General features: G+C 31.3%; 22 protein-coding genes and 2 other annotated features. Of the genes, 4 read left to right on the forward strand and 18 right to left on the reverse strand.

Going from position 1 to position 23,499, the window contains the following annotated elements:
• Positions 1 to 54: 54 nt before the first annotated feature.
• The 3 genes from TICRE_RS05135 to TICRE_RS05145 form a co-directional block, all read right to left on the reverse strand.
• Positions 55 to 1,299, reverse strand: a complete 1,245-nt coding sequence (locus TICRE_RS05135) for a DUF1015 domain-containing protein (protein ID WP_075725835.1) — start codon at positions 1,297 to 1,299, stop codon at positions 55 to 57.
• An 82-nt stretch (positions 1,300 to 1,381) separates the two neighbouring features.
• Positions 1,382 to 2,458 (reverse strand): pyridoxal-phosphate-dependent aminotransferase family protein, encoded by a 1,077-nt coding sequence (locus TICRE_RS05140; protein ID WP_075725837.1) that lies wholly within the window; start codon positions 2,456 to 2,458, stop codon positions 1,382 to 1,384.
• A gap of 123 nt (positions 2,459 to 2,581) precedes the next feature.
• Positions 2,582 to 3,496, reverse strand: a complete 915-nt coding sequence (locus tag TICRE_RS05145) for a D-2-hydroxyacid dehydrogenase (protein WP_075725839.1) — start codon at positions 3,494 to 3,496, stop codon at positions 2,582 to 2,584.
• Between the two features lie 52 nt (positions 3,497 to 3,548).
• Positions 3,549 to 3,759 (reverse strand) — a binding site (T-box leader).
• Positions 3,760 to 3,802: 43 nt separating this feature from the next.
• Positions 3,803 to 4,013, reverse strand: a binding site (T-box leader).
• 202 nt (positions 4,014 to 4,215) lie between these two features.
• On the opposite strand from TICRE_RS05145, the gene sdaAB reads away from it, so the two are divergent.
• Together sdaAB and sdaAA are read left to right on the forward strand one after the other, a co-directional pair.
• Positions 4,216 to 4,884: an L-serine ammonia-lyase, iron-sulfur-dependent subunit beta gene (gene sdaAB, locus TICRE_RS05150; RefSeq protein WP_075725840.1), complete on the forward strand. Its 669-nt coding sequence runs from the start codon at positions 4,216 to 4,218 to the stop codon at positions 4,882 to 4,884.
• Between the two features lie 4 nt (positions 4,885 to 4,888).
• Positions 4,889 to 5,758 (forward strand): L-serine ammonia-lyase, iron-sulfur-dependent, subunit alpha, encoded by an 870-nt coding sequence (gene sdaAA / locus TICRE_RS05155; protein WP_075725842.1) that lies wholly within the window; start codon positions 4,889 to 4,891, stop codon positions 5,756 to 5,758.
• A 32-nt stretch (positions 5,759 to 5,790) separates the two neighbouring features.
• Here the strand turns inward: sdaAA and gltA are convergent, their stop codons facing one another.
• From gltA to TICRE_RS05230, 15 genes are all read right to left on the reverse strand, one after another.
• A complete protein-coding gene (gene gltA / locus TICRE_RS13625; RefSeq protein WP_075725844.1) occupies positions 5,791 to 7,188 on the reverse strand; it encodes an NADPH-dependent glutamate synthase in 1,398 nt (465 codons plus the stop codon).
• A complete protein-coding gene (locus TICRE_RS13630; protein WP_075725846.1) occupies positions 7,188 to 8,048 on the reverse strand; it encodes a sulfide/dihydroorotate dehydrogenase-like FAD/NAD-binding protein in 861 nt (286 codons plus the stop codon). The genes gltA and TICRE_RS13630 overlap by 1 nt, the downstream gene beginning before the upstream one ends.
• Positions 8,049 to 8,355: 307 nt before the next feature.
• Positions 8,356 to 8,583, reverse strand: coding sequence for a heavy-metal-associated domain-containing protein (locus TICRE_RS05170; RefSeq protein ID WP_075725849.1), 228 nt, complete (start codon positions 8,581 to 8,583; stop codon positions 8,356 to 8,358).
• A 26-nt stretch (positions 8,584 to 8,609) separates the two neighbouring features.
• Positions 8,610 to 10,463 (reverse strand): heavy metal translocating P-type ATPase, encoded by a 1,854-nt coding sequence (locus tag TICRE_RS05175; protein WP_075725851.1) that lies wholly within the window; start codon positions 10,461 to 10,463, stop codon positions 8,610 to 8,612.
• 59 nt (positions 10,464 to 10,522) lie between these two features.
• Entirely contained in the window at positions 10,523 to 10,816 is a 294-nt protein-coding gene (locus TICRE_RS05180; RefSeq protein WP_075725853.1) for an iron-sulfur cluster repair di-iron protein, ric, read from the reverse strand.
• 377 nt (positions 10,817 to 11,193) lie between these two features.
• Complete coding sequence (locus tag TICRE_RS05185; RefSeq protein ID WP_075725855.1) at positions 11,194 to 12,204, reverse strand: aldo/keto reductase; 1,011 nt, start codon at positions 12,202 to 12,204, stop codon at positions 11,194 to 11,196.
• 72 nt (positions 12,205 to 12,276) lie between these two features.
• Entirely contained in the window at positions 12,277 to 13,971 is a 1,695-nt protein-coding gene (locus TICRE_RS05190; protein ID WP_075725857.1) for a phospho-sugar mutase, read from the reverse strand.
• Between the two features lie 17 nt (positions 13,972 to 13,988).
• The gene (gene ybaK / locus TICRE_RS05195) at positions 13,989 to 14,453 is read right to left on the reverse strand and encodes a Cys-tRNA(Pro) deacylase (RefSeq protein ID WP_143583079.1); all 465 of its coding nucleotides are present in this window, start codon (positions 14,451 to 14,453) and stop codon (positions 13,989 to 13,991) included.
• 109 nt (positions 14,454 to 14,562) lie between these two features.
• Complete coding sequence (locus TICRE_RS05200) at positions 14,563 to 16,446, reverse strand: PTS fructose transporter subunit IIABC (protein ID WP_075725861.1); 1,884 nt, start codon at positions 16,444 to 16,446, stop codon at positions 14,563 to 14,565.
• Between the two features lie 12 nt (positions 16,447 to 16,458).
• Positions 16,459 to 17,373, reverse strand: a complete 915-nt coding sequence (pfkB, locus tag TICRE_RS05205; protein ID WP_075725863.1) for a 1-phosphofructokinase — start codon at positions 17,371 to 17,373, stop codon at positions 16,459 to 16,461.
• Positions 17,374 to 18,111, reverse strand: coding sequence for a DeoR/GlpR family DNA-binding transcription regulator (locus TICRE_RS05210; protein ID WP_075725865.1), 738 nt, complete (start codon positions 18,109 to 18,111; stop codon positions 17,374 to 17,376).
• A gap of 277 nt (positions 18,112 to 18,388) precedes the next feature.
• Positions 18,389 to 19,399: an AIR synthase family protein gene (locus TICRE_RS05215; protein ID WP_143583081.1), complete on the reverse strand. Its 1,011-nt coding sequence runs from the start codon at positions 19,397 to 19,399 to the stop codon at positions 18,389 to 18,391.
• 68 nt (positions 19,400 to 19,467) lie between these two features.
• Complete coding sequence (locus TICRE_RS05220) at positions 19,468 to 20,319, reverse strand: metallophosphoesterase (RefSeq protein ID WP_075725867.1); 852 nt, start codon at positions 20,317 to 20,319, stop codon at positions 19,468 to 19,470.
• A gap of 24 nt (positions 20,320 to 20,343) precedes the next feature.
• Complete coding sequence (locus TICRE_RS05225; protein ID WP_075725869.1) at positions 20,344 to 22,017, reverse strand: putative ABC transporter permease subunit; 1,674 nt, start codon at positions 22,015 to 22,017, stop codon at positions 20,344 to 20,346.
• Positions 22,017 to 22,739 carry an ABC transporter ATP-binding protein gene (locus tag TICRE_RS05230; RefSeq protein WP_075725871.1) on the reverse strand — a complete coding sequence of 241 codons (723 nt, stop codon included), beginning with the start codon at positions 22,737 to 22,739 and terminating at the stop codon, positions 22,017 to 22,019. Before TICRE_RS05230 ends, TICRE_RS05225 begins: the two co-directional genes overlap by 1 nt.
• A 111-nt stretch (positions 22,740 to 22,850) precedes the next feature.
• Here TICRE_RS05230 and TICRE_RS05235 point away from each other — a divergent pair, with 111 nt between their 5' ends.
• Both TICRE_RS05235 and TICRE_RS05240 read left to right on the forward strand, forming a co-directional pair.
• The gene (locus tag TICRE_RS05235) at positions 22,851 to 23,069 is read left to right on the forward strand and encodes a DUF188 domain-containing protein (RefSeq protein WP_075725873.1); all 219 of its coding nucleotides are present in this window, start codon (positions 22,851 to 22,853) and stop codon (positions 23,067 to 23,069) included.
• Between the two features lie 84 nt (positions 23,070 to 23,153).
• Positions 23,154 to 23,450 carry a transposase gene (locus tag TICRE_RS05240; RefSeq protein WP_075725875.1) on the forward strand — a complete coding sequence of 99 codons (297 nt, stop codon included), beginning with the start codon at positions 23,154 to 23,156 and terminating at the stop codon, positions 23,448 to 23,450.
• Positions 23,451 to 23,499 lie beyond the last annotated feature (49 nt).

A 23,499-nucleotide genomic window follows, 5' to 3' on the forward strand; every position in this document is an offset into this window, starting at 1 on the left:
TATAATTGTATCATAAAAAGGGGTGAATTATCATATTTTTTATTTAATTGGAGTCTATAACTCATGGATAAATAAACCACTTCTTAATTTTGGTTCAAACCAAGTTGACTTAGGAGGCATTACCTTTCCTGCATCTGCAATAGCTATTAAATCATCAATAGTGGTTGGATACATAGAAAAAGCAACTTTCATGCCATCTGAAACTCTAGACTCAAGTTCAGCTAGTCCTCTTAAACCTCCTACAAAATCAATTCTTGTATCAGTTCTGGGATTTTTTATACCTAGAATAGGATCAAGGATATTATTTTGTAGAATAGATACATCTAATCTTTCTACTGGATCTTCTGGATCAAACATACCCTTCTTTGCTTTAAGTTCATACCAATTTCCATCTAAATACATTCCAAATGTATCTTTTTCTTGTGGCTTAAATCCACCTTCGCCTTCGTAAGATTTTACTTCGAATTTTTCTTTTATCTTATCTATGAATTCTTTTGTTGATAAACCGTTTAAATCTTTTACCACTCTATTGTAATCCATTATATATAGATCTTCATCTGGGAAAATTACTGAAAGAAAAAAGTTAAATTCCTCAGTTCCGTCATAATTTGGGAACTCTTCTCTTCTCTTTAAGCCAACCTTTGCTGCTGAAGCTGATCTATGATGGCCATCTGCTATATAAAGATGGTCTATGTTTTGAAATAATGATGTTAGTTTTTCAATAACATCATTATCATCTATAACCCAAACTGTGTGCTGGATTCCATCTTGTGATGTAAAATCATATTCACTTTTATTTGTATTTATCCAATTATTAATTCCCCTATTTACTTCATCATTTTTCTTATAGGTTAAGAAAATAGGTCCTGTATTTGCATTAGTATAATCTACGTGATTTATTCTATCTTGTTCTTTATCAGGTCTTGTATATTCATGTTTTTTAATTGTATCATTTAGATAATCATCAATAGCAGTACAACCTACTAGTCCAATTTGAGAACGTCCATCCATTACTTGCTTATAGATATACAATTTATCCGATTTATCTTGAATCAAAATTTTATTTTGAATCATAGTTTGTAGATTTTCTCTAGCTTTTTCATATACAAGTCTATCGTGTATATCAACATTTGGGTCTAGATCTATTTCAGCTTTATCCACATGTAAAAAAGAGTATGGATTATCTACTACCATCTTTCTAGCTTCATCGCTATTCATAACATCATAGGGAAGTGCTGCAACCTTATCTGCTAATTCAGTTGTTGGTCTATATGCTTTAAATGGTTTTAAAATTGCCATAGTTTTCCTCCTTATTAATCTATCTAAGCTTAGCTGTATAAGTAAGAGCTTTGCTAACAGCAAAGAAATTGATACAAGTTTTCTAATTTCCTAAAATATCATTGATATTTTCTAACAATCCTTTAACATCATCAAGAGTATAGTCCCCCATATGAGATATTCTAAAGGTTAGCTCTTTTAAATCACCATATCCATTGGATATCATATAGCCTCTCTCTCCCAGTTTTTTATTTAAATCAGATACATTTATCCCTCTAGTGTTTTTTATTGTTGTTAGAGTGTTAGAAAGATATTTTGGATCTTGAACAAATAAATCGAAATATTCCCTTGCCCAGTTTCTTACATACTCAGCCATTTCTATGTGACGAGCAAAGCGATTTTCAAGACCTTCTTCTAAGATTTTATCTAGTTGATAATCTAAAGCAAACATATGCGGAAGAGAAGGAGTGGAAGGATATTGATGGTTCTTATTATGGACAAAATTATATAGTTCTACCAAGTCAAAATAAGTTCCTCTGTTTTCTACTTTTTTAGCTGCTTCAATAGCCCTATCAGAAACGGAACAAATAGATAAGCCAGCAGGAAGTCCTAAACATTTTTGCGTAGATGTAATATTTACATCTATTCCCCAATTGTCAGTTTCGATCTTAGTTCCTCCCATTGAGCTAACTGAATCTACCAATAGTAATATATCTGGATATTTAGATTTTAAAAGTTTTGAAATATCAGCAAGTGAGTTCATCAAACCAGTTGATGTTTCATTTTGAGTGATAGTCATAACATCATATTTGCCTGTAGATAAAGCTTCATCAACCATTTCTACAGTTGTTGGAAAACCTGGATCAGATGTTATTTTATCGGCAGGAACACCATTTGATTTTGCCATTTTAAACCATCTATCTCCAAAAGAACCTACTGAAAAGACTGCTGCTCTTTTGGCTGTACAAGATCTTATAGCCCCTTCCATCAACCCGCTACCTGAAGAGGTTGATAGAAGTATGGTATTTTTGGTGTAAAATACTTTTGCCATTTTTTCTTCAATACTTTGTTGTAGATTTGATGCATCTTTAGTTCTATGACCGATTTGAGGCGTAGCTAGCTTTTGAAGTACATCTTCTTTAACATCTATTGGACCTGGTATAAATAATTTCTTATGCATATTGTATCTCCTCCTATTTGTATTCATTATTACTACTATGTCGCCCTATGATTATTTTATCGTTATCGCATCTTTGAAAGTGCTTTATCTATTTTTACAGTATATAATAGTTTTTCACAACTTCTAAACTACCATAGTATTTAGTCTACTATCAAAATCCATAACTATATCTATAATTTCTTCTCCAATTCTCATTTGTGCCTCAGCTGTAGCAGCCCCTATATGTGGTGTAACTGATACTTTAGGATGATTACATAATTCTGCATTTGGTGTTGGCTCTTCCATAAAGACATCAATACCTGCTCCAGCAACCTTATCAGTGTTTAACGCATTTAATAAAGCAGTTTCATCTATGACTCCACCTCTTGCAGCATTTATCAAGAATACTCCATCCTTCATAAGTTCAAATTCATTCTTTCCTATAAGTGGTTTGTCAATGCCTGGAACATGAAGTGAAATAAAATCAGATCTTCTTAAAACTTCATTAAATGGCAGATATTCATATTTTTCATCATTTTTATAATATTTATCATAAAATATAACATTCATACCAAGTGCAGTTGCTTTGTTTGCTAAAGCTTTTCCTATTCTTCCAAATCCTATGATTCCAAAAGTCTTACCACTTAGCTCAACTCCAGTATAAGCTTTTTTGTTCCATTTTCCTTCACGAAGAGTTATATTAGAAATTGTTATATAACGAGCAAGGCAAATCATATGACCTAGAACAAGTTCAGCAACAGAATTGCTACTTGAATTTGGTGTATTAGTAACTGTTATTCCATTATTGGTTGCATATTCTACATCTATATTGTCAAGTCCAACACCTGCTCTAATAATAAGTTTAAGTTTAGTTCCTTTAGCTGCATCTATAAATTCTTTATTTGCTTTGGTAGCTGACCTAACTATTAGACAATCAAAATCCTTTATTATATTAAATAATTGATCTTTCTCATAGTGAGTAGTATCTACATAGATACCATCTTTTTCTAATCTTTCCACTGCATTTTTATCTAAACCATCATTTGCCAATACTTTCATTTCAATTCCTCCTCTAATTTTTCGTATAAAAAAATCGCCTCTTATTTAAAAAATAAGGGACGAGAGATATCTTCCGCGTTGCCACCCAAATTAACAGACAAATATTCTATCTGTTCACTCAAATCCTGTAACGTAGGAATACGACTTTACTTTTTTCGTAAATAGCTTAGAAATGGATTCATCAATTTATCTGCAAATTCCCACCAGCCATTTGCTCTCTTTATAGATAAAACTTGATTACTATTTTTCATCATTGCCAAATATTAAATTGTCAAAAACTAAAAAATCTCGTTCCTTATTTAAAAAATAAGGGACGAGAGATATCTTCCGCGTTGCCACCCAAATTAACAGACAAACATTCTATCTGTTCACTCAAATCCTGTAACGTAGGAATACGACTTTACTTTTTTCGTAAATAGCTTAGAAATGGATTCATCAATTTATCTGCAAATTCCCACCAACCATTTGCTCTCTTTATAGATAAAACTTGATTACTATTTTTCATCATTGCTTTTAATGTATTTATATTAGTATATTACTATCAAGTAGATTTGTCAACTACTTTTTAAAAATATTTTCTGTTTTTTTAAAAATTTCTAATACTTCTATATAATATGAATTTTTTATTCAATCTACCACTTACAAAACAAAGTCCTTGTTAATACCAAGTCTATTAAGTATAATTAATGTAAGTTTATAAGAATAATAAGGAGGTTTTTATGAAAGATTATAGTGTCTTTGACATATTAGGTCCTATAATGATAGGACCATCAAGTTCTCATACAGCGGGCGCTGCAAGACTTGCTAGAATATCAAAAGAAATTGCAGGAGATGGTTTTTATAAAGTAGCCTTTATGCTTCATGGCTCTTTTGCTAAAACTTATAAAGGGCATGGAACAGATAAAGCACTTGTTGGCGGGATACTTGGGATGGATCCAGATGATGAAAATATAAAAACCTCTTTAGAAAAAGCTGAAGAAAAAAACATAGATATCTCTTTTGAAGAAGTAGATTTAGGATATGTTCATCCAAATACTGTGAAATTAATATTTAAATATCGAGATAAAGAAGATTTCTATATAATTGGCTCTTCTATCGGTGGAGGTAATATAGTTATAGTAAATATAAATGGTAATGATGTAAATTTTACCGCAGATAAACCCACGTTATTTTTAAAATATAAAGATAGAAAAGGTGTCATAAGTGAGGTGGGTTCTATATTTTCAACGAATGATTTTAACATTGCAAGTATGAAAGTTACTAGAGAGAAAAGAATCGCAACAATGATATGTGAGCTAGATTCCACTATAGATGATAAATCGATAGAAAGTATAAAGAATTTAAAGGATATTTTATATATAAAATCTATAAATCCAATTGTGAGGTGATAGTTTGTTTAATAAAGCTGAAGAAATACTAGAAGTTTGTAAACTAGAAAATAAATCTATATCAGATATAATAATAGAAAAAGAAATAGAGCATTTAGGGCTTACTCGCCAACAGCTTATAGAAAAGATGAGAGAGTCACTAGAAGTGATGAAACATTCTGCAACCGAAGCATTGGAAAAAGAAGTAAAAAGTGTTTCAGGTCTTACTGGTGGAAACTCTAAAAAAATAGAAGACTATAAAAAGAAAGGTAAGACACTTAGTGGAGATCTAATAAATTCTGCAATGGCTAAGGCATTTTCTACATCTGAAGTAAATGCTAGCATGGGTAAGATAGTAGCAGCTCCTACAGCAGGCGCTTCTGGAATACTTCCTAGCGCATTTTTATCGGCTAAAGAAAAGCTAAATTTAAGCGATGACGACCTTATAAAAGGGCTTTTTACCGCTGGAGGTGTTGGAGAAATAATAGCAAAAAATGCTACTATTTCTGGAGCAGAAGGTGGATGTCAAGCAGAATGTGGTTCAGCCGCTGCTATGGCAGCAGCAGCTATAGTTGAAATGGCAGGTGGAAGCGTGGAAGATTCATTTAATGCAGCTTCCTTTGCACTTACTAATATAATGGGGCTAGTTTGTGACCCTATAGCGGGACTTGTAGAGTATCCTTGTGCACTTAGAAACGCATCGGGAGTTGTAAATGCACTTATCTCAGCAGATATGGCTCTTGCCAAGGTAGAGTCTTTAGTCCCTTTTGATGAAGTGGTTGAAGCTATGTATAAGGTAGGTAAAGCATTACCTGAATCTCTAAGGGAAACAGCTCTTGGAGGTTTAGCGGCAACTCCTACTGGAAAAAGATGCAGTAAAAAAATATTGGGATAAAAAAACAAACTCTTGATTAAGAGTTTATTTTTTTAAGCTAATTCTTTTTGCTGTTTTTTTATATATTTATCTATAGCTTTTGCTCCATCTTTTCCTGCACCCATTGCAAGAATTACAGTAGCTGAACCAGTTACCGTATCTCCTCCAGCAAAAACTCCTTCTTTAGATGTTTCTCCTCTGTCATTTAAAGTTATAATTCTATTTTTATCATCAATCTCTAGTTCTTCAGCTGTACTTGCTATAAGAGGATTTGGCGTAGTTCCAAGAGCCATTATAACAACATCTACCTCAAAAGCAAATTGTGAATCTTCCACTTTTACAGGAAATTTTCTACCTGAACTATCTTCACCTCTTAATTCCATCTTTTCACATAAAACAGCTTTAACCCTTCCCTCTTTATCTCCTAATATCTCAATAGGATTTGTAAGAAACTTAAAATTGATTCCCTCTTCAATAGCATTTTCAATCTCCTCGTCTCTAGCTGGAAGTTCATCTTTTGTTCTTCTATATATTACATAGACATCAGAACCAAGTCTTTTTGCAGTTCTTGCTGCATCCATAGCTACATTTCCTCCACCTATAACAGCTACCCTTTTTCCAAGTTTTATAGGTGTATCAGCTTCTTCTTTAAAAGCGTTCATAAGATTATTTCTAGTTAAGTATTCATTTGCTGAAAATACTCCATTTAAATTTACTCCAGGTATATCTAAAAACAATGGAAGTCCAGCACCTGAACCTATAAATATAGCTTCATATCCTTCTTCAAATATATCTTTCAATGTAATAGTTCTTCCGACTACAACATTGGTTTCTATTTCTGCGCCCATATCTTTAAGATTTTCTATTTCTGCGCTTACAATTTTTTCACTTGGAAGTCTAAATTCTGGTATACCATAGACTAAAACTCCTCCAGGTTTATGGAGGGCTTCAAATATTTTAACTTCATAACCTTTTTTTAAAAGTTCTCCTGCACAAGATATTCCAGCGGGACCTGAACCTATGACTGCTACCTTATGTCCATTTGATCTTGCTTTATTGGAAAATCTTATCCCATTTTCTATAGCATAGTCTGCGGCAAATCTTTCAAGTTTACCTATAGCTATAGAATCCCCTTTTCTACCAAGTATACAAGTTTTTTCACATTGGTCTTCTTGCGGACATACTCGTCCGCAAACGGCGGGAAGCGATGAATACTCGTTTAAAATTCTAGCTGCTTTTTCAAAATCTTCATTAGCTATTTCCTTTATAAATCCTGGTATATCTATCTTTACAGGGCATATAGAGACGCAATTTGGATTTTTACATTGAATGCATCTTTTAGCTTCTGCAACTGCTTCTTCAGGAGTATAACCTAAGCATACCTCATCAAAATTATGAATTCTTTTATCTGGGTCTTGATATCTTATAGGTATTCTAGTAAATTTGCTCATTAAAACATACCTCCTGTAAGTCTACAATGTTTATGATTAATTTCTTTTTCTTCTTCTTTATATTGTGATTGACGCATCAAAGCTTCATCAAAATCTACTAGATGTCCATCAAATTCAGGCCCATCTACACATGCAAACTTTGTCTCTTTATCTACTGTAACTCTACAAGCTCCACACATTCCAGTACCATCAATCATTATTGGATTTAAAGATACAACCGTAGGGATGTTTAGTTTTTTGGTAGTCATAGCTGTAAATTTCATCATAATCATAGGCCCTATTGCAATACATCTATCATAGTGATTGCCTCTATTTACTAATTCCTCTATAGCATGAGTGACCATTCCATGAAAACCATAGCTTCCATCATCAGTAGCTATAAAAAGATTTTGAGTTATTTCTCTAAATCTATCTTCAAGTATAATAAATTCTTTATTTCTAGAACCTGTAACTATATGGACATCTACTCCTCTTTCTTTAAGCCATTTAGCTTGGGGAAGTAGTGGTGCTACTCCAACTCCACCACCTACTAAAAGTATCTTTTGAGTCTTTAAGTTTTCCAACTCTTCATAAATAAATTCAGAAGGTTTACCAAGTGGTCCTACAAAATCATTTATAGTATCTCCAATTTCCTTATCGGTAAGTTTCTTTGTAGAGGCACCGCTAGTTTGAATTACAATGTTTACAGTGCCTTTTTGTTTATCACTATCACAGATAGTAAGTGGTATTCTCTCACCATTATCATCTACTATCACTATAACAAATTGACCAGGAAGGGCTGATTTTGCAACTCTTGGTGCTAATATATCTAAAGAATAAATCTTAGGAGCTAATAATTGTTTTCCTATAATTTCATACAAAACTATTCATCTCCATTTTATCTTTTTATTTTGTTTTAATACAATTTGAGTGTAACACATGAATATAATTTATTCAATAGTAGAAAAAATAACTAGTTTATTTTTTTTACAAAGGGACAAACCTTGTTTACGATACAATCATAAATTCTTTGTGATTCAAATTCTTTAAAATTATGCTTAAATGAATACAGTAGCATCCTAACCCATATTAAAATAACAAACAAAATTATGGGCATAAAACTTTAATAGGGAACACATAAAAACGCATTGAAAATTTAACTTTCCAATGCGTTTTAACTTTTACAATTTATTTTACTTTTGTTTTTATAACTTCATAACCAACTCTAGTAATTGCTTCTTCTATTTTATCTATTGAGATCTTTTCTTCATCGAAGTCTAATTTCACCTTACTTGAGTTAAATGATACTTTTAAAGTATCTTTATCGATACCATCTAAAGTTTTAACTGCACCTTCAATCTTTTGCATACATGATGGACATGCTAAAGTTTCTAATTGGATTGTTGCTGATTTCATAATTATAATCCCCTTTCAAATACTTATTATTTTTTTAGCTCATAACTTAATAGTCTCATACCATTAAGAATAACAACTAATATACTACCTTCATGCACTAACATACCAATTGACATATTCATCCAATCACTAAAGAATACACCTGCTAGTAAGATTAACACTACTCCTACAGCAATAATAATATTTTGACGCATATTTCTTGCTGTAGCTTTTGTTAGACCAAGGGCATGTGGTAGTCGTCCAAAGTCAGAGTTCATAAGGACAACATCTGAGGTTTCAATAGCTACGTCTGTACCACTTCCCATAGCAATACCAATGTCTGCTAAAGCTAGAGAAGGACTATCATTTACGCCATCTCCAACAAATGCTACAATTCTACCTTCTTCTTTTAACTTTTTAACATATTCAGCCTTATCTTCAGGTAACATATGTCCATGGGCTTTTGTTAATCCTAGTTCACGGCTAACAAGGTCTACAGTTCCTTGGTTGTCACCAGAGAGCATGACTAGGTTTTTTATTCCTAAGGATTTTAGTCTTTCAAGATCCTTTTTAACACCTTTACGAATTTGATCCTTAACTCCCATGATGATTTCAAGTTTTCCATCAATAGCAGTTAATACAAGAGAGTTTCCCTCTTTTTCTAAACGAGATACATCTGCTTTAGCTTCTTCACTAAGCTCTACATTTTCTTTTTCCATCAATAAGACATTTCCAACTGATAGTCTATGTCCATTGACGCTTGCTATGATTCCTCCACCTTTAACAACTTCTGTGTTTTCAACTGGTGAAAATATTGTTTCCCCAATTTCTTTTAAAATAGCTTTTGCTAATGGGTGATCTGATTCCCTTTCAATACTTGCAAGATAACCTGATACTTCATGGGCATTATCTGTATAATATTTTGTTTCTGAAACTTCTGGGTTTCCTATAGTTAATGTACCCGTTTTATCAAATATTATTGTATCTGTACGACTGAAATCATGGATAACCTCACTACCTTTTAGCAATACTCCATTTTTTGCTCCATTTCCGATACCAGCAACATTGGATACTGGTACACCGATAACTAATGCTCCAGGGCAACCTAGAACTAGAATGGTTATAGCCAGTTCAATATTCCTTGAAACTAACCACACTATAAAGGAGAGAATTAGGACAGCTGGTGTATAGTATTTGGAAAATCGATCTATAAAACGTTCTGCTTCTGATTTTGAGTCCTGTGCTTCTTCTACCAATTCGATGATTTTACCAAATGTTGTATCTTCACCAACACGATCAGCGACAATTTGAATGGTTCCATTTTCTAAAATTGTACCAGCGAAAACTTTTGAATCCTTTTCTTTCTCTACAGGAATAGCCTCTCCTGTAATGCTTGCTTCATTAATATATCCTTCACCAGTTAAAACTGTGCCATCGACAGGAACTTTTGCACCTGTTTTAACAAGTAGGATATCCCCTTCATCAACATCATCAACTTCCACCTCTTCAAACTCACCGTCATCCATCTGCTTTAGTGCACTTTCGGGTGCCATTTCAGTCAATTCTTTAATAGCAGAACGTGTTTGATTTAAGGTGCGTTGCTCTAAATAAGCACCAAATAAGAATAAAAATGTAACAATAGCAGATTCTTCATGATTTTGTATCAAGAATGCACCAATAACAGCGATTGTAACTAATACCTCAATGCTGACTACTTTTACTCTTAAAGCTTGATATGCTTGAATGGCAATAGGTGCTAAGCCTAATATAGAAGCTATAATCAACGCCCAATTAAAGATCATAATATTATTCATTGTCCACTTACTAATAAAAGCAATGGCAATTAAGATACCACTAATTAGCATAGTCTGATTTTTATTCCTTAAAATATAACGCTGCATTTTATTCCACCTCCTTATTTATTTTTATTAAGATATATTATTTCTCTAAATAACTTTATTTATATATTGTAAGCTTCATCTAGTTCAGATAACATATTGTATACTGCTTCATAGCTTTCACATACATCACCTGGTACTGTATAGTTATTTGTAACTTTACGCAACTCTTTAAACTCATTATCTATTTCTGGTTTTTCTGACTCTGTTTCTTTTATTTTTGCATTGATTTTATCAAACAACTTATGCACATCTTTAAATTCTGGATGGCTTCCACCGTGAACACGATCCACTATAGGAACAAATTGCTCTAATCTTTCAATATTTTTTTCTATTACTTTATTAAATTTAGTCATTTTTTTCTCTCCTTTTATTTAGTGTTTCTTAATCTTGTAACTATATGATAACATGTCTTTGAAAAAAAAGATTTGACCTATGTCAAATTTTTAGTATTTTTATAATTTAAATACATAACTTTATTGCTAACAATGATATAATACAATAATGATTTAAAAAACTTTGTTTTATAAAGTAAGATATTATAGTAGGTGATTAGATGATATTAAAAAAACTAAGAAAACTATTCTTATTGATAGCTATATTTATACATTTGTTTATTGCTATCTATTTGTTTACTAAAAAAGAAGACTCTATATTAATCTTCCTGTTTCTTGTAAGCTTTGGTTTGTTAGTCTCTACTTATATTAGTGATTAAAAGAAAAGCTTATGTACCTTATTCAAATACTTTTACAACATTTTTTAACATCTTAATTATAGGCAGATCATATGGGCATTTTGTTTCACAAAGTCCACATTCTATACAGTTATTAGCCTTTGGAGATATGGCTTCATATCTACTTCTCGCCCAATCTTTAAGGTCATATCTAGTATAATACCCTTCCATCAAAAAATTAGTAGGTATATCTATACCTTGAGGGCATGGCAAACAGTATCCACATCTTCTGCAGAATTCAGCCCCTAGTGTACTAGCTTCTTTAGCTAGCATCTCTTTTTCCTCCTCTGTCATCTCTCTTCTATCTATTCCGGCTCTAGAATTTTGTATAATTTGCTCCATACTTTCCATTCCTGGTATTACTACTGAAATATTTGGATTATCTAGAATATATCTTATTGCTAATTCACCTTTTGAAATAGCTCCTCCAGCTAATGGTTTCATAACAATTACACCAATATTACTTGCTTTAGCTTTTTTAAATAATTCTTCACCTTGATTTTCAACTGCATTATATGGATATTGTATAGTATTAAAAAAGTTTGTATCCACTGCCATATCAAGTATTTCTTTACTGTGGCTTGTAATTCCTATTTCTCTAATCTTACCCTGCTCTTTTAATTCTTTAACTGCCCTATAAGCTCCATCATCACTCATAATCTCATCATATTCTTCAAAAGTTTTAACATTATGAAATTGATATAAATCTATGTAATCTGTTCTAAGAAGAGAAAGACTTAAATTGAATTCATCTATTATACCTTTATAAGTCCTACTCATAGATTTTGTAGCTAAGTAAAACTTATCTCTCCCTAATTTCTCCAATGCATATCCTATTAATGCTTCACTGGCTGTATACGCTCTAGCAGTATCAATAAAGTTCATACCTTGATTATAAGCTTCTGTAAGTAATTCTAATACTTGTTCTTTGTCCAATCGTTGAGCAGGAATCCCTCCAAAACCTACTACACTTACTTCAAAATCCGTCTTTCCTAGGATTCTTTTTTCCATAATAACTTTCACTCCTTTTATATAAACTGATAAAAGCATCTTTATAGTTAATAAAGATGCTTTTTCTAATTGCTATTCTACACTCATCAACTTTTCTACTACATCTTTTTCTATTAATTTTATCTTTCCCAAGGCTTCTTCTTCATTATTATCTTTACTATAGATATATAGTTTTATTTTTGGTTCAGTCCCAGAAGGTCTTACTACATACCAAGAACCATCATTTAATAGATATTTTAATACATTGCTCTTTTCATTTCCAGTCTTATCTAAAAGATAATCTGTAACTGAAGAAAGTTTCATATTGCCAATTTCTTTTATAGGGTTTTTTCTAAAATAGTCCATCATTCTACCTATTCTTTGACTTCCTTCTATACCTTCAAGTACCACTGATATAAGATTTTCTTTATAATATCCAAACTCTTGATAAAGTTCTTCTAATACTTCTAGTAAATTTTTACCTTGTCTTTTATAGTAAGCTGCCATTTCAACTAAGATCATAGAAGATATGACTGCGTCTTTATCCCTTACAAGTGTTCCATAAGTGTAACCTATGCTTTCTTCATATCCAAATACAAAATTGTACTCACCTGTAATGTCCCACTCATTAGCTTTAGCACATATATTTTTAAATCCAGTAAGAGTATCAAATGTCTCTACTCCATATTTTTGGGCAATTTTCTTTCCAAGATCTCCAGTTACAATACTTTTTACTATTGCTGGATTTTTAGGTAGTTTACCTTTTTCATCTAAAGAACTTAAGATATAGTTTACTAAAAGAGCCCCTGTTTGATTTCCATTTAAAAATATAAATTCTCCTGACTCTTCCTTTACCATCATAGCTATCCTATCTGCATCAGGGTCTGTTGCTACTAATATATCTGCATCCTTTTTCTTTCCTAGTTCTATAGAAAGATTAAATGCTTTTGGATCCTCTGGATTTGGATAACCTACAGTCGTAAAATTAGGATCTGGGTTTTCCTGAGGTTCTACTACAAATATATTTTCAAATCCTCTATCCTTTAATACTCTTCTAACTGGTATATTTCCTGTTCCATTTAACGGAGTATAAACTACTTTTATCTCCTTATCTAGTTCTTCTCCATCTCTTATACTTCGATCTAAAATTTCTTTATTATATTTATCATCTATTTCACTGCCTATATACTCTATAAGTCCATTTTCTAAACCCTCATCTAGACTAATCATCTTTATTTCTTTAAAATCTTTTATCTTGCTAATTTTTTCTAAAATTTCAGAAGCTATATCATCTAATATTTGAGACCCTTCCTTCCAGTATGCCTTATATCCATTGTATTCTCTTGGATTGTGACTTGCAGTAACTACAATGCCAGAAATAGTACCAAGTTCCCTAACTGCATATGAAAGTACTGGAGTTGGTCTTATACCATCAAACAAATACGCCTTTATTCCATTAGCGGCAAGAACTCTAGCTGCTGTTTCAGCAAATTCATCAGAGAACTTTCTAACATCATAAGCTATGGCTACCCCCATATCCATTGCCTCTTGTCCTTTATTTACTATTGTAGAAGCTAGTCCTTGAGTTGCAAGAGCAACTGTATATTTATTCATCCTATTAGTTCCAGCACCTATTTTCCCTCTAAGACCTGCTGTACCAAATGATAAATCCGTATAAAACCTATCTTCTATTTCTCGTTCGTCTTCAATCTCTCTTAATTCTGCTTTAGTTTCTTCATCAAAGTATTCATCTTCAATCCACATATCATACTTTTTTCTATAATCCATAAGTAATCCCCCTATTTTTAAATTATATCTACAAACTCTACATCTATAACCTTTTTTAAATCTAAAGGATCTAATTCTATTTGTAAGCCAATTTTCCCTCCACTTACAATTATACTCTTTAAATCTAGGCTGTCTTTTTGAATAAAAGTTTTAAATCTCTTTTTCATTCCCACAGGAGAGCATCCACCTCTTATATAGCCTGTCGTCTTTAGTATATCATTTATATTGATAAATTCTATTCTTTTTTCACGAGCATGCTTAGCAGCCTTTTTTAAATCTAAATGTTCTTCTACAGGAATTATAAATACATATATCTCTTCTAATCCTTTAGTAACTAATGTTTTATAGACCTCTTTGAACTCTTTATGTGTTTTTTTAGCCACAGAAATTCCATCTATTTGTCCATCATCTACTTTATATTCTAAAACATTATAATTTATGCCTTTAGAATCTAAAATCCTCATGGCATTGGTTTTTTTCATAAACATCTCTCCCACTAAACTTATACCCAAATTTTAGTTGTTAAAATAGTATACACCAATTATATACTATTTTAACAACTAAAGGGATAGAAAATTCTATCCCTTTAGTTTAACTATTAACTTTTTGTATCTGTATATCTTTCTTTAATATTTTTAATAAAATAGCAGTTACTACTGAACCTATTAATATAGAGGCAAAATATAGTAGCCAATTTGAAACTACTGGAAATACAAATATTCCCCCATGTGGTGCTGGAGATGAAGCTCCAAATAGTTCAGATAATCCTCCTGCTATAGCTGATCCTACTATTATAGAAGGTATAACACTCTTTGGATCTGCTGCTGCAAAAGGTATAGCTCCTTCAGTTATAAAAGAAAGTCCCATTACATAGTTAGTCTTTCCAGCATCTCTTTCAGCTAAAGTAAATTTATCTTTAAAAAGTGTTGTAGCAAGTGCTATCCCAAGAGGTGGAACCATACCTCCAGCCATTACTGCTGCCATTATATGGCCATTTCCTTCAGCTACAGATGCTACACCAAATACATATGCAGCTTTGTTTACAGGTCCACCCATGTCCACTGCCATCATACCACCTAATAACAATCCTAAAATAACCTTATTTGATCCTCCAAGTGTATTTAAAAAGTTATTCATACCAGTATTTAACGCTTCAACAGGTGGAACTATTATAAAGTTCATTACAAATCCTACTATCAATATTCCAAATAGCGGAAAGAGTAATACAGGTTTTATTCCCTCTAAAGAATTTGGAAGTTTATCAAAGAGTTTTCTAAGTCCCACAACAATATATCCTGCTAAAAAACCTGCAAACAAAGCACCTAAAAATCCAGCATTGCCATTTGCAGCTAAGGCGCCACCTACAAATCCTGGTGCTAAAGCTGGCCTATCTCCTATAGAAAATGCTATATAACCTGCTAAGATTGGTAGCATAAAGCTAAAAGCAGTTCCTCCAAGTGTATTAAAGAACGCCGCTATACTATTTCCAGAACCATAATCTCCACCACCGGCATTGTTAAAGTCAAATAAAAATGATAACGCAATTAGTATACCCCCTCCAACTACAAAGGGGAGCATATTTGAAACTCCATTCATTAAATTAGTGTATATGTTTTTTCCCCCTGTTTTACTAGTAGAAGAAGTTTCTCCCTTTCCTTTATATATGTTTCCTTCTCCTTCTAATGCTCTTTTTATTAGCCCCTGGGGGTTTTTAATCGCTTCTGATACTGGAGTTTGAATCACCTTTTTACCATCAAATCTATCCATATAAACCTTAGTGTCAGCTGAAACTATTATAGCTTTAGCTTCTCTTATATCTTCTTGGGTAAGTTCATTTTTTACTCCAGTAGAACCATTTGTCTCTACCTTTATATCTACGCCCATTTCCTCAGCCTTTTGTTTTAAAGCATCTGCTGCCATATAAGTGTGTGCTATACCTGTAGGACATGCTGTTACAGCTAGTATCTTTTCTCTTTTTACATCTTGTGAAGTGTCTTTTTTAGCAAGCTTATTTTCTTCTTCCATTTCTTTTTTGTCTATAATTTCTATTATTTCTTCTTTAGAATTCGCTTTTAAAAGGTTTTTAGAAAAATCCTTATCCATTAAAAATGTAGCCAATTTTGAAAGTGTTTCTAAATGATCGTTATCTGCTCCTTCGCTTGCTGCTATCATAAAGAAAAGGTTTGTCGGTTCACCATCTAAAGAATCAAAGTCGACACCTGTTTTAGATCTACCAAATGCTATTGATGGTATCTTTACAGCTTTGGTTTTTGCATGTGGGATAGCTATTCCATCTCCTATACCAGTAGTACCTTCAGATTCTCTTTTTAATATTTCTTTCTTAAATTCTTCTCTATCATTTAACCTATTTGCCGTATATAATTCTTCTATAAGTTCTTCTAATATATCTTCCTTTTTTACACTTTCTAAATTGAGTATTATGGTATCTTTTTTAATTAAATTAGTAATTTTCACTTTAATCCCTCCTTAAAATATTTCTTTAAAGGTAATTTTCTTAAATAACTCTTCTACCTCTTCTTTAGTACATAAATCTTTTGAAAAAGCCGTAGCACTTCCGGCTGCAACAGAATACTTAAAGGCTTCAAGTGAGTCTTCACTTTCTATAAACTTTGCTAGAAAACCTGCTACCATAGAGTCCCCAGCTCCTACTGAGTTTTTTAATATTCCCTGTGGTGCTTGTGAAAAGTATGCCTTTTCTTTAGATACAAATAAGGCTCCTTCACCTCCCATAGATACTATTATATTTTGTGCTCCTTTTTCTATAAGTTTTTTAGCATAGATTATAGCTTGTGATTTATCTCTTATTTTTATATCAAATATGCTCTCTAGCTCATGTAAATTTGGTTTTAATAAGAAAGGTTTATTTTCTAATGTTAAAGTCAAAGCTTCCCTAGTAGTATCTACAATTGTCTTTACTCCTTTAGAGGCACATCTCTTTTGTATATTTGAATAGGTATCTCTTGGTAAACTATCTTGAACATTCCCTGCAAGTATGAGGTAGTCTCCTTGTTTTAGTCTATTTAGTTTCTTATAAAACTCTTCTAGATCTTTCTCGTTTATATTTGGTCCACTTGCATTTATTTCAGTTTCATCTGTAGTTTTTATTTTCACATTAATTCTTGTATCTTCTTCTAAATATACAAAATCTGTTACTAGACCTTGGGCTTTTAAATAATCTTCTACAAATTTGCCTGTAAATCCTCCTACAAATCCTAAAGCTATATTTCCTATATCCAAGTTGTTTAAAACTCTTGATACATTTATTCCCTTACCACCTGGCAGTATATAGCTATACTTAGATCTATTAGTTTCGCCTAGGCTAATTTTATCAAGCTCCACTGTATAATCTATAGCTGGATTAAAAGTTACTGTATAAATCATTTACTTCACCACCCTTAAATTTAATTTTCTAGCATATTGTCTATCTTCTTTGTCTGTTATAACTGTTACTTCTCTAAAATCTGAAACTTTCGTAAAACTTATTTTATTGAATTTACTACTATCTGCAAGTACAAAAGCATCTCTTGACACCTCTATTGCCTTGGACTTCATGAGTGCTTCTTCTTGATCTGGAGTTGTAAGTCCAAATTCTATATCTATAGCATTTATACCTATAAAAGCCTTATCAAATCGAAACTTTTCTAATTCATTAAATGTATTTGTACCAACTACTGCTTTAGTTTTAGATTTAATCTTTCCTCCAAGGATATATACATCTATATCTTTTTCTAAAAGAGCATCTACATTGTCTATTCCATTTGTAACTACAAATATATCTTTATTATCTATAAACTTTGTCATCTCATAAGTTGTAGTTCCTGCATCCAAATATATAGAGTCTCCATCCTCTATTAAAGATGCAGCAAATTTAGCAATTTCTATTTTTTCTTCTCTATTATGAACCAGTTTTTCTTTAAAACTCTCTTCGACAAATCTTCCTTTAGTTAAGATAGCCCCTCCATGAACCCTTTTAATTTGTCCTTTTTCTTCTAAATAAGACAAGTCTCTCCTAATGGTTGATTCTGAAGAATTAGTGAGATTACATAAATCTTCCACTTTAGTTATTCCTCTTTTTACTATTTCTCGTAATATAATACCATGCCTTTCTTCAGATAACATCACATCACCTCTTAAATATATTATAATATTAAATATTCTGAAAGTCAATCATTATTAATCAAATTCAGTCATATTCATTCAAGTTAATCAAAAAAAGATAAAACTTTGTAGCCGCAAAGTTTTATCTTTTGTATTATATGTTTATGCTATATTTAGACTTTTAAAGTAAATCCAAATGAAGTTTATAAGTAAAGTTTCAGTAACTAATATAGTATATAGTTACTGAAATCTTTTAATGCCTCTTATTTTTCTTATAATTTCTTATCTTTTCTATCATCTATTTATCTATAGTACTATTTAGTTTTTCAATAGCTCTATACAATTCATCTGCTCTAGGAGGTTCTATAATCTTTAAATTATCTTTACTTTCTATAAATGCTCCATCATCTATGACTTCTCCTATAACGGACACACTTATTCCTCTTTTATTTAATTTTTCTATTAATAACTTTGACTTTGCTTCATCCGCTATAATTAACATGCTTCCACTTGAAATAAGTCTTAAAGGATCTATCTCTAGTATACGAGTCATCTCTTTAGTGATTTTAGTTATAGGGATCTTTTCTTCATATATTTTAATTCCCATATTTATCGCCTTATGTGCCTCCCAAACTGCTCCAAGTAGTCCTCCTTCTGTGATATCATGCATATAGTTTACATGTATTTTTCCACCTATTTCCCCTTCTTGCTTTACAGATATCTTTTCTCCGTATCGCTTTCCTTCTTCTATCATTTCTCTACTTATTTTATCTTTAAAAAAATCTTCATAATCATTTAGAAGTATAGACGTTCCCTCTATTGCAGTGGATTTTGTCATAATTACTTTATAACCTTTTTTTATATCTTCAAGTTTAAGTATATTTTTCTTTTTAATTTTTCCAATTACAGTTGTAGATATAACTACTCTATTTACTGCATCAGTTATCTCAGTATGACCACCCATTATCTCTACATCTAATCGTTCAGCTGCTTCACCTGCATCTTTCATTATACGTTCTATATCTTCATAGCTAATTCCTCTTGGTGCTAAGAGGGTCATAAGTACACCTATAACATCTCCACCACTTGTAGATACATCATTGACTGATATTTCTATAGAAAGCCTTCCTACATCATTCACAGCCCCTGTAATAGGGTCAGTAGATAATACTGCTACCTCTTCTCCAAAATCTACTAAGGCATTATCCTCACCTATACTTGCACCGGTTAATACTTCTTTTCTTTTATGATTAATATGTTTAAAAACCATCTTTTCTAATAGGTCATTTGGTAATTTTCCCGTTATCAAAATAACACTCCTCTTAATTTTTAGTTAGCTCTTTATCGTTTATATAATATGAAGAAAGTATAAATGCCTTATTTGCCACTTTTTAAAACTACTTTCACTATTTCTGGTCTATTAAATATTCTAATAGGTATTATACTATTTCCCAGTCCTCTATTTACAATCATACTTGAACTTCCTTTAGTATACATACCACTTGTATATTTAGGGAAAAGTCCTTGGTCTGGAGCTAATAGTCCGCCTACAAAAGGTATTCTAAATTGTCCTCCATGTGCATGCCCTGTAAAAGATAAATCTATATTATTCTCTGCATATATAGAAAATAGGTCTGGTCTATGGCAAAGTAGGATTTGAAAACTACTATTATTGGATAAACTCTTCAACTCTTTTTCTAATTTAGATAAATCCCTACCATCTAAATAACTAGAAGTATAAAATGCAGGATCTTTTAGTCCTATTATTTCTATCTTTGAATGATTTTTCACTAATTCTACCTTTTCATCTTCTAAAACCTTCACACCCTCATTTACCAGGTTTTCTTTAATAGTTTTATATTTACCAGACCAAGCTTCATGGTTCCCGGGAACATAATATACTTGGGCTATTTTCACAGCTTTTCTTATAAACACCATAGAAGTTTCTAAGTTATATCTTCTTCTATCAATTAAATCTCCTGTTATAACAATTATATCTGGTTTAGCATTTTCTATTTTTTCTAATAATCTTCTTTGGTCTTTTCCAAACAACTTATTGTGAAGATCTGAAATTTGAATAATAGTAAATCCATCAAAATCTTTAGGTAGTTTAGTGCTTTTATAATCAACTTTGGTAGTAAGTATTTCATTGTTTTGCCATCTAAAAAATATCATAAATCCTAAAATAGCAAACAATGTTATAAATAATTTATTTTTATAAAAAGTCATAAGTGTTCTTCCTTTATTTTATATTTACTCCAATATTTCAAATTGTTTTTTTATTAACTTTTCTAAAATAAAATAAAACAATAAAGATGAAACTACAAAAACCATAGAAAGACCTATGAATATTAAATTTATATCAACCTTATTTATTAATTTAAATATCAAGTATCCTATACCACCTACATATAAAGTACATATTCCCATTCCAATTAAAACGTTTAAATTTTGTTTCATAGCTTGTTGTGGGTTAGTCCATGTTAGTAATGGTCTTGTTATATCTATTATCATACCTATTTCTGTCATTGGAATACTACCCAATAGACCCAAAGTTGATATCAATATAATTGCTTTCATATCAAGCTTTATAGTAAATAAAAGACTTGTAATCATTGCAATTAGTCCTAATATTTGAATTGCAATAGAAGCTAATACTCTTCCAACAATTTGGTCACTTACTTTTATAGGCAATGTCCTTTGTATCCAAAAGTTTTTACCTTCTCTAGAAAAAGTAGTCGAACCTACACTGTTTAACATTCCTAGTGATACTATAAAACCTATTCCCACTAAAGTTATAAGTTCAGGTTTTGTTTTTATGAAAATTGTTACTATCTCCATAAATTCATCTCCATTGGAAATAGTAGACATAACAAGGATTATAGGAATCATAATTACTCCACCAATGGAATTAAGTAAATATATCGGTGTTTTAAAAAGCATTATTATTTCCTTTTTAGCTAAAGCAATATACGGCTTTGTTTGCTTTGTTATATCTTTTATAGATGTTTTTCTTCCAGCCCTTCCTTTAGATGCTGAAACTTCAATATTTCCTATTAATCCATCAAAGAAAAGACTTTCAGATAAATATATCATAATTATAAAACTTAAAACTCCTGCTCCTACAAATATTAACAAATACACCAAACCAGTTATATTTAAGTAGTTTGATAAGGATAAAGATGCCCAAATTGAGGGTGGAAATGTTAAACCTAGGTTTTTCACTAATAAATTTGAATCTTTTACTAAATTTATTAAAAAATCCTCACCTTCCATCAAAGCTTTTTGAGTTATAGCATTTATTTTAAATTGAGCATATACCATTAATAAAATAAATACTACTGCACTTATAGTTCTAATTAAATCTTTTCTTCTTCCAATATTAGTATATTTCATAAATATCATTATCAGAATAGAAGATAAAACCAATGGTATAACTGGAACTGTTATGACTAATAAAATTGAATATATCCAATAAAGTACTCCCTCTCCACCCTTTATACCATAAATAAATATAAATGGTAATATAATAGGTAGTGATGTCAAATACTCACTAATCATCAATGTCATAAACTTTGATCCTATTATATAAGAAGGTTTAATAGGTAGGGGCACTAACTGTGCTAAGTCATTTGAGAAATAGTATTTGGACATTACATAAATTAATCCAAATAAAAACACCATTACTTGTGATGCTAAAAACCCTGATAATAGGAACATAGATTTTTGACCTATTTCATTGTATATATCATATATCCCCCCTAATCCTTTTACTAATATAAAGTATGTTGGTAAGATTGATAACATCGCAATACCAAAGACTATTATTTGCCATCTATTTTTTTTATTTTTAAAGCTATAAGCTATAGAAGATAATCCAAAAGTTGTATTGAAATCTGTTTTGATTAATGAAACTATCTTTTCCATTACTCTGTCAACTCCAAGAATATATTTTCTAAACTTTCTTTTTCTTTAGCATGTGATCTTAACTCCTCCATAGTTCCCATAGCTACTATTTTCCCTTTACTAATTATTGCTATTCTGTCACAAATTTTTTCTGCAACTTCTAAAACATGTGTTGAGAAAAACACAGTTTTCCCTTCATCGCACATTTCTCTCATAATAGCCTTAAGATTAAACGATGATTTTGGATCTAATCCAACCATAGGCTCATCTAATATAAATAAATCCGGTTCACTGATAAGAGCTGATGTAAGAACTAGCTTTTGTTTCATTCCATGAGAATAACTTCCAACTATATCTTCTATAGCATCTTTTATATTGAACATTTCCAAGTAATAATTCATTTTTTCTTCTCTTTTATCTTTTGAAATCTCATACATATCAGCTATAAAGTTTAGGTATTCTATTCCCTTTAGTTTGTCATAAACTTCAGGATTGTCTGGTACATAAGAAATCATCGACTTAGCTTTTAGTGGCTCCTTCCAAGCATTAATTCCACCTACTGTAACACTGCCATTATCTGGCTTTAATAGACCTACTATCATTTTTATAGTAGTAGTTTTCCCTGCACCATTAGGTCCTAAAAACCCAAATATTTCTCCGGGCTTTATCTCTAAACTTATATTATCTACTGCTTTTACTCTACCCTTATTATACGATTTCGATATACTATCAAGTTTTAACAAAATCTCTACCTCCTTGTTATTAATTTACTCCATTATAACATATTTATATCCACACTTTAATTTCTATTATATGATAAACTATTAATACCATTAACCTAAGGAGCGATAAAAATGAGAATTTATGTAGATGCAGATGGATGCCCTATTGTAGATATAGCCATTGAAATAGCAAAAGAATATAGTTTAGAAATAATAGTAGTTAAAAACTTTGCTCATAGAATTAATGATTCATATGCAAGTGTTATCTCAGTGGATATTTCTAACGATAGTGCAGACTTTTATATAGTAAATCATGTGGATAAAGGAGATATAGTTATAACTCAGGACTAGTGATAGTATAGAAATCGGACATCCTAAACATAATAGATTCTATATCTGATATAATAAAACTATCAGAAAAGGAGCGAATTTATTATGAAAAAGAGAAAGAAACAATATAGTGAAGAATTCAAGCAGGATGCCGTGAATTACTATTATTCATCTGGCAAATCTATGAAAGATGCAGCAGATGATTTAAAAATCAGCCCATCTAGCCTAAATAACTGGATTCAAAGTGCTAAGTCTAATGATGGAATTGTAGAACACAGAGGTTCTGGTAACTATTCCTCTGATGCAGAGAAAGAAATAGCTAGACTAAAAAAGGAGCTTCGTGACAAGGAAGATGCACTTGATATTCTAAAAAAGGCTATAGGCATACTCAACGAAGACTAACTGAAGCTATCTATATTGAGCTTGATAAAGCTAGAAAGAAACGTCAAAT

This window comes from Tissierella creatinophila DSM 6911 (assembly GCF_001940565.1).
In the GTDB taxonomy this organism is placed as follows: Bacteria; Bacillota; Clostridia; order Tissierellales; family Tissierellaceae; genus Tissierella_A; species Tissierella_A creatinophila.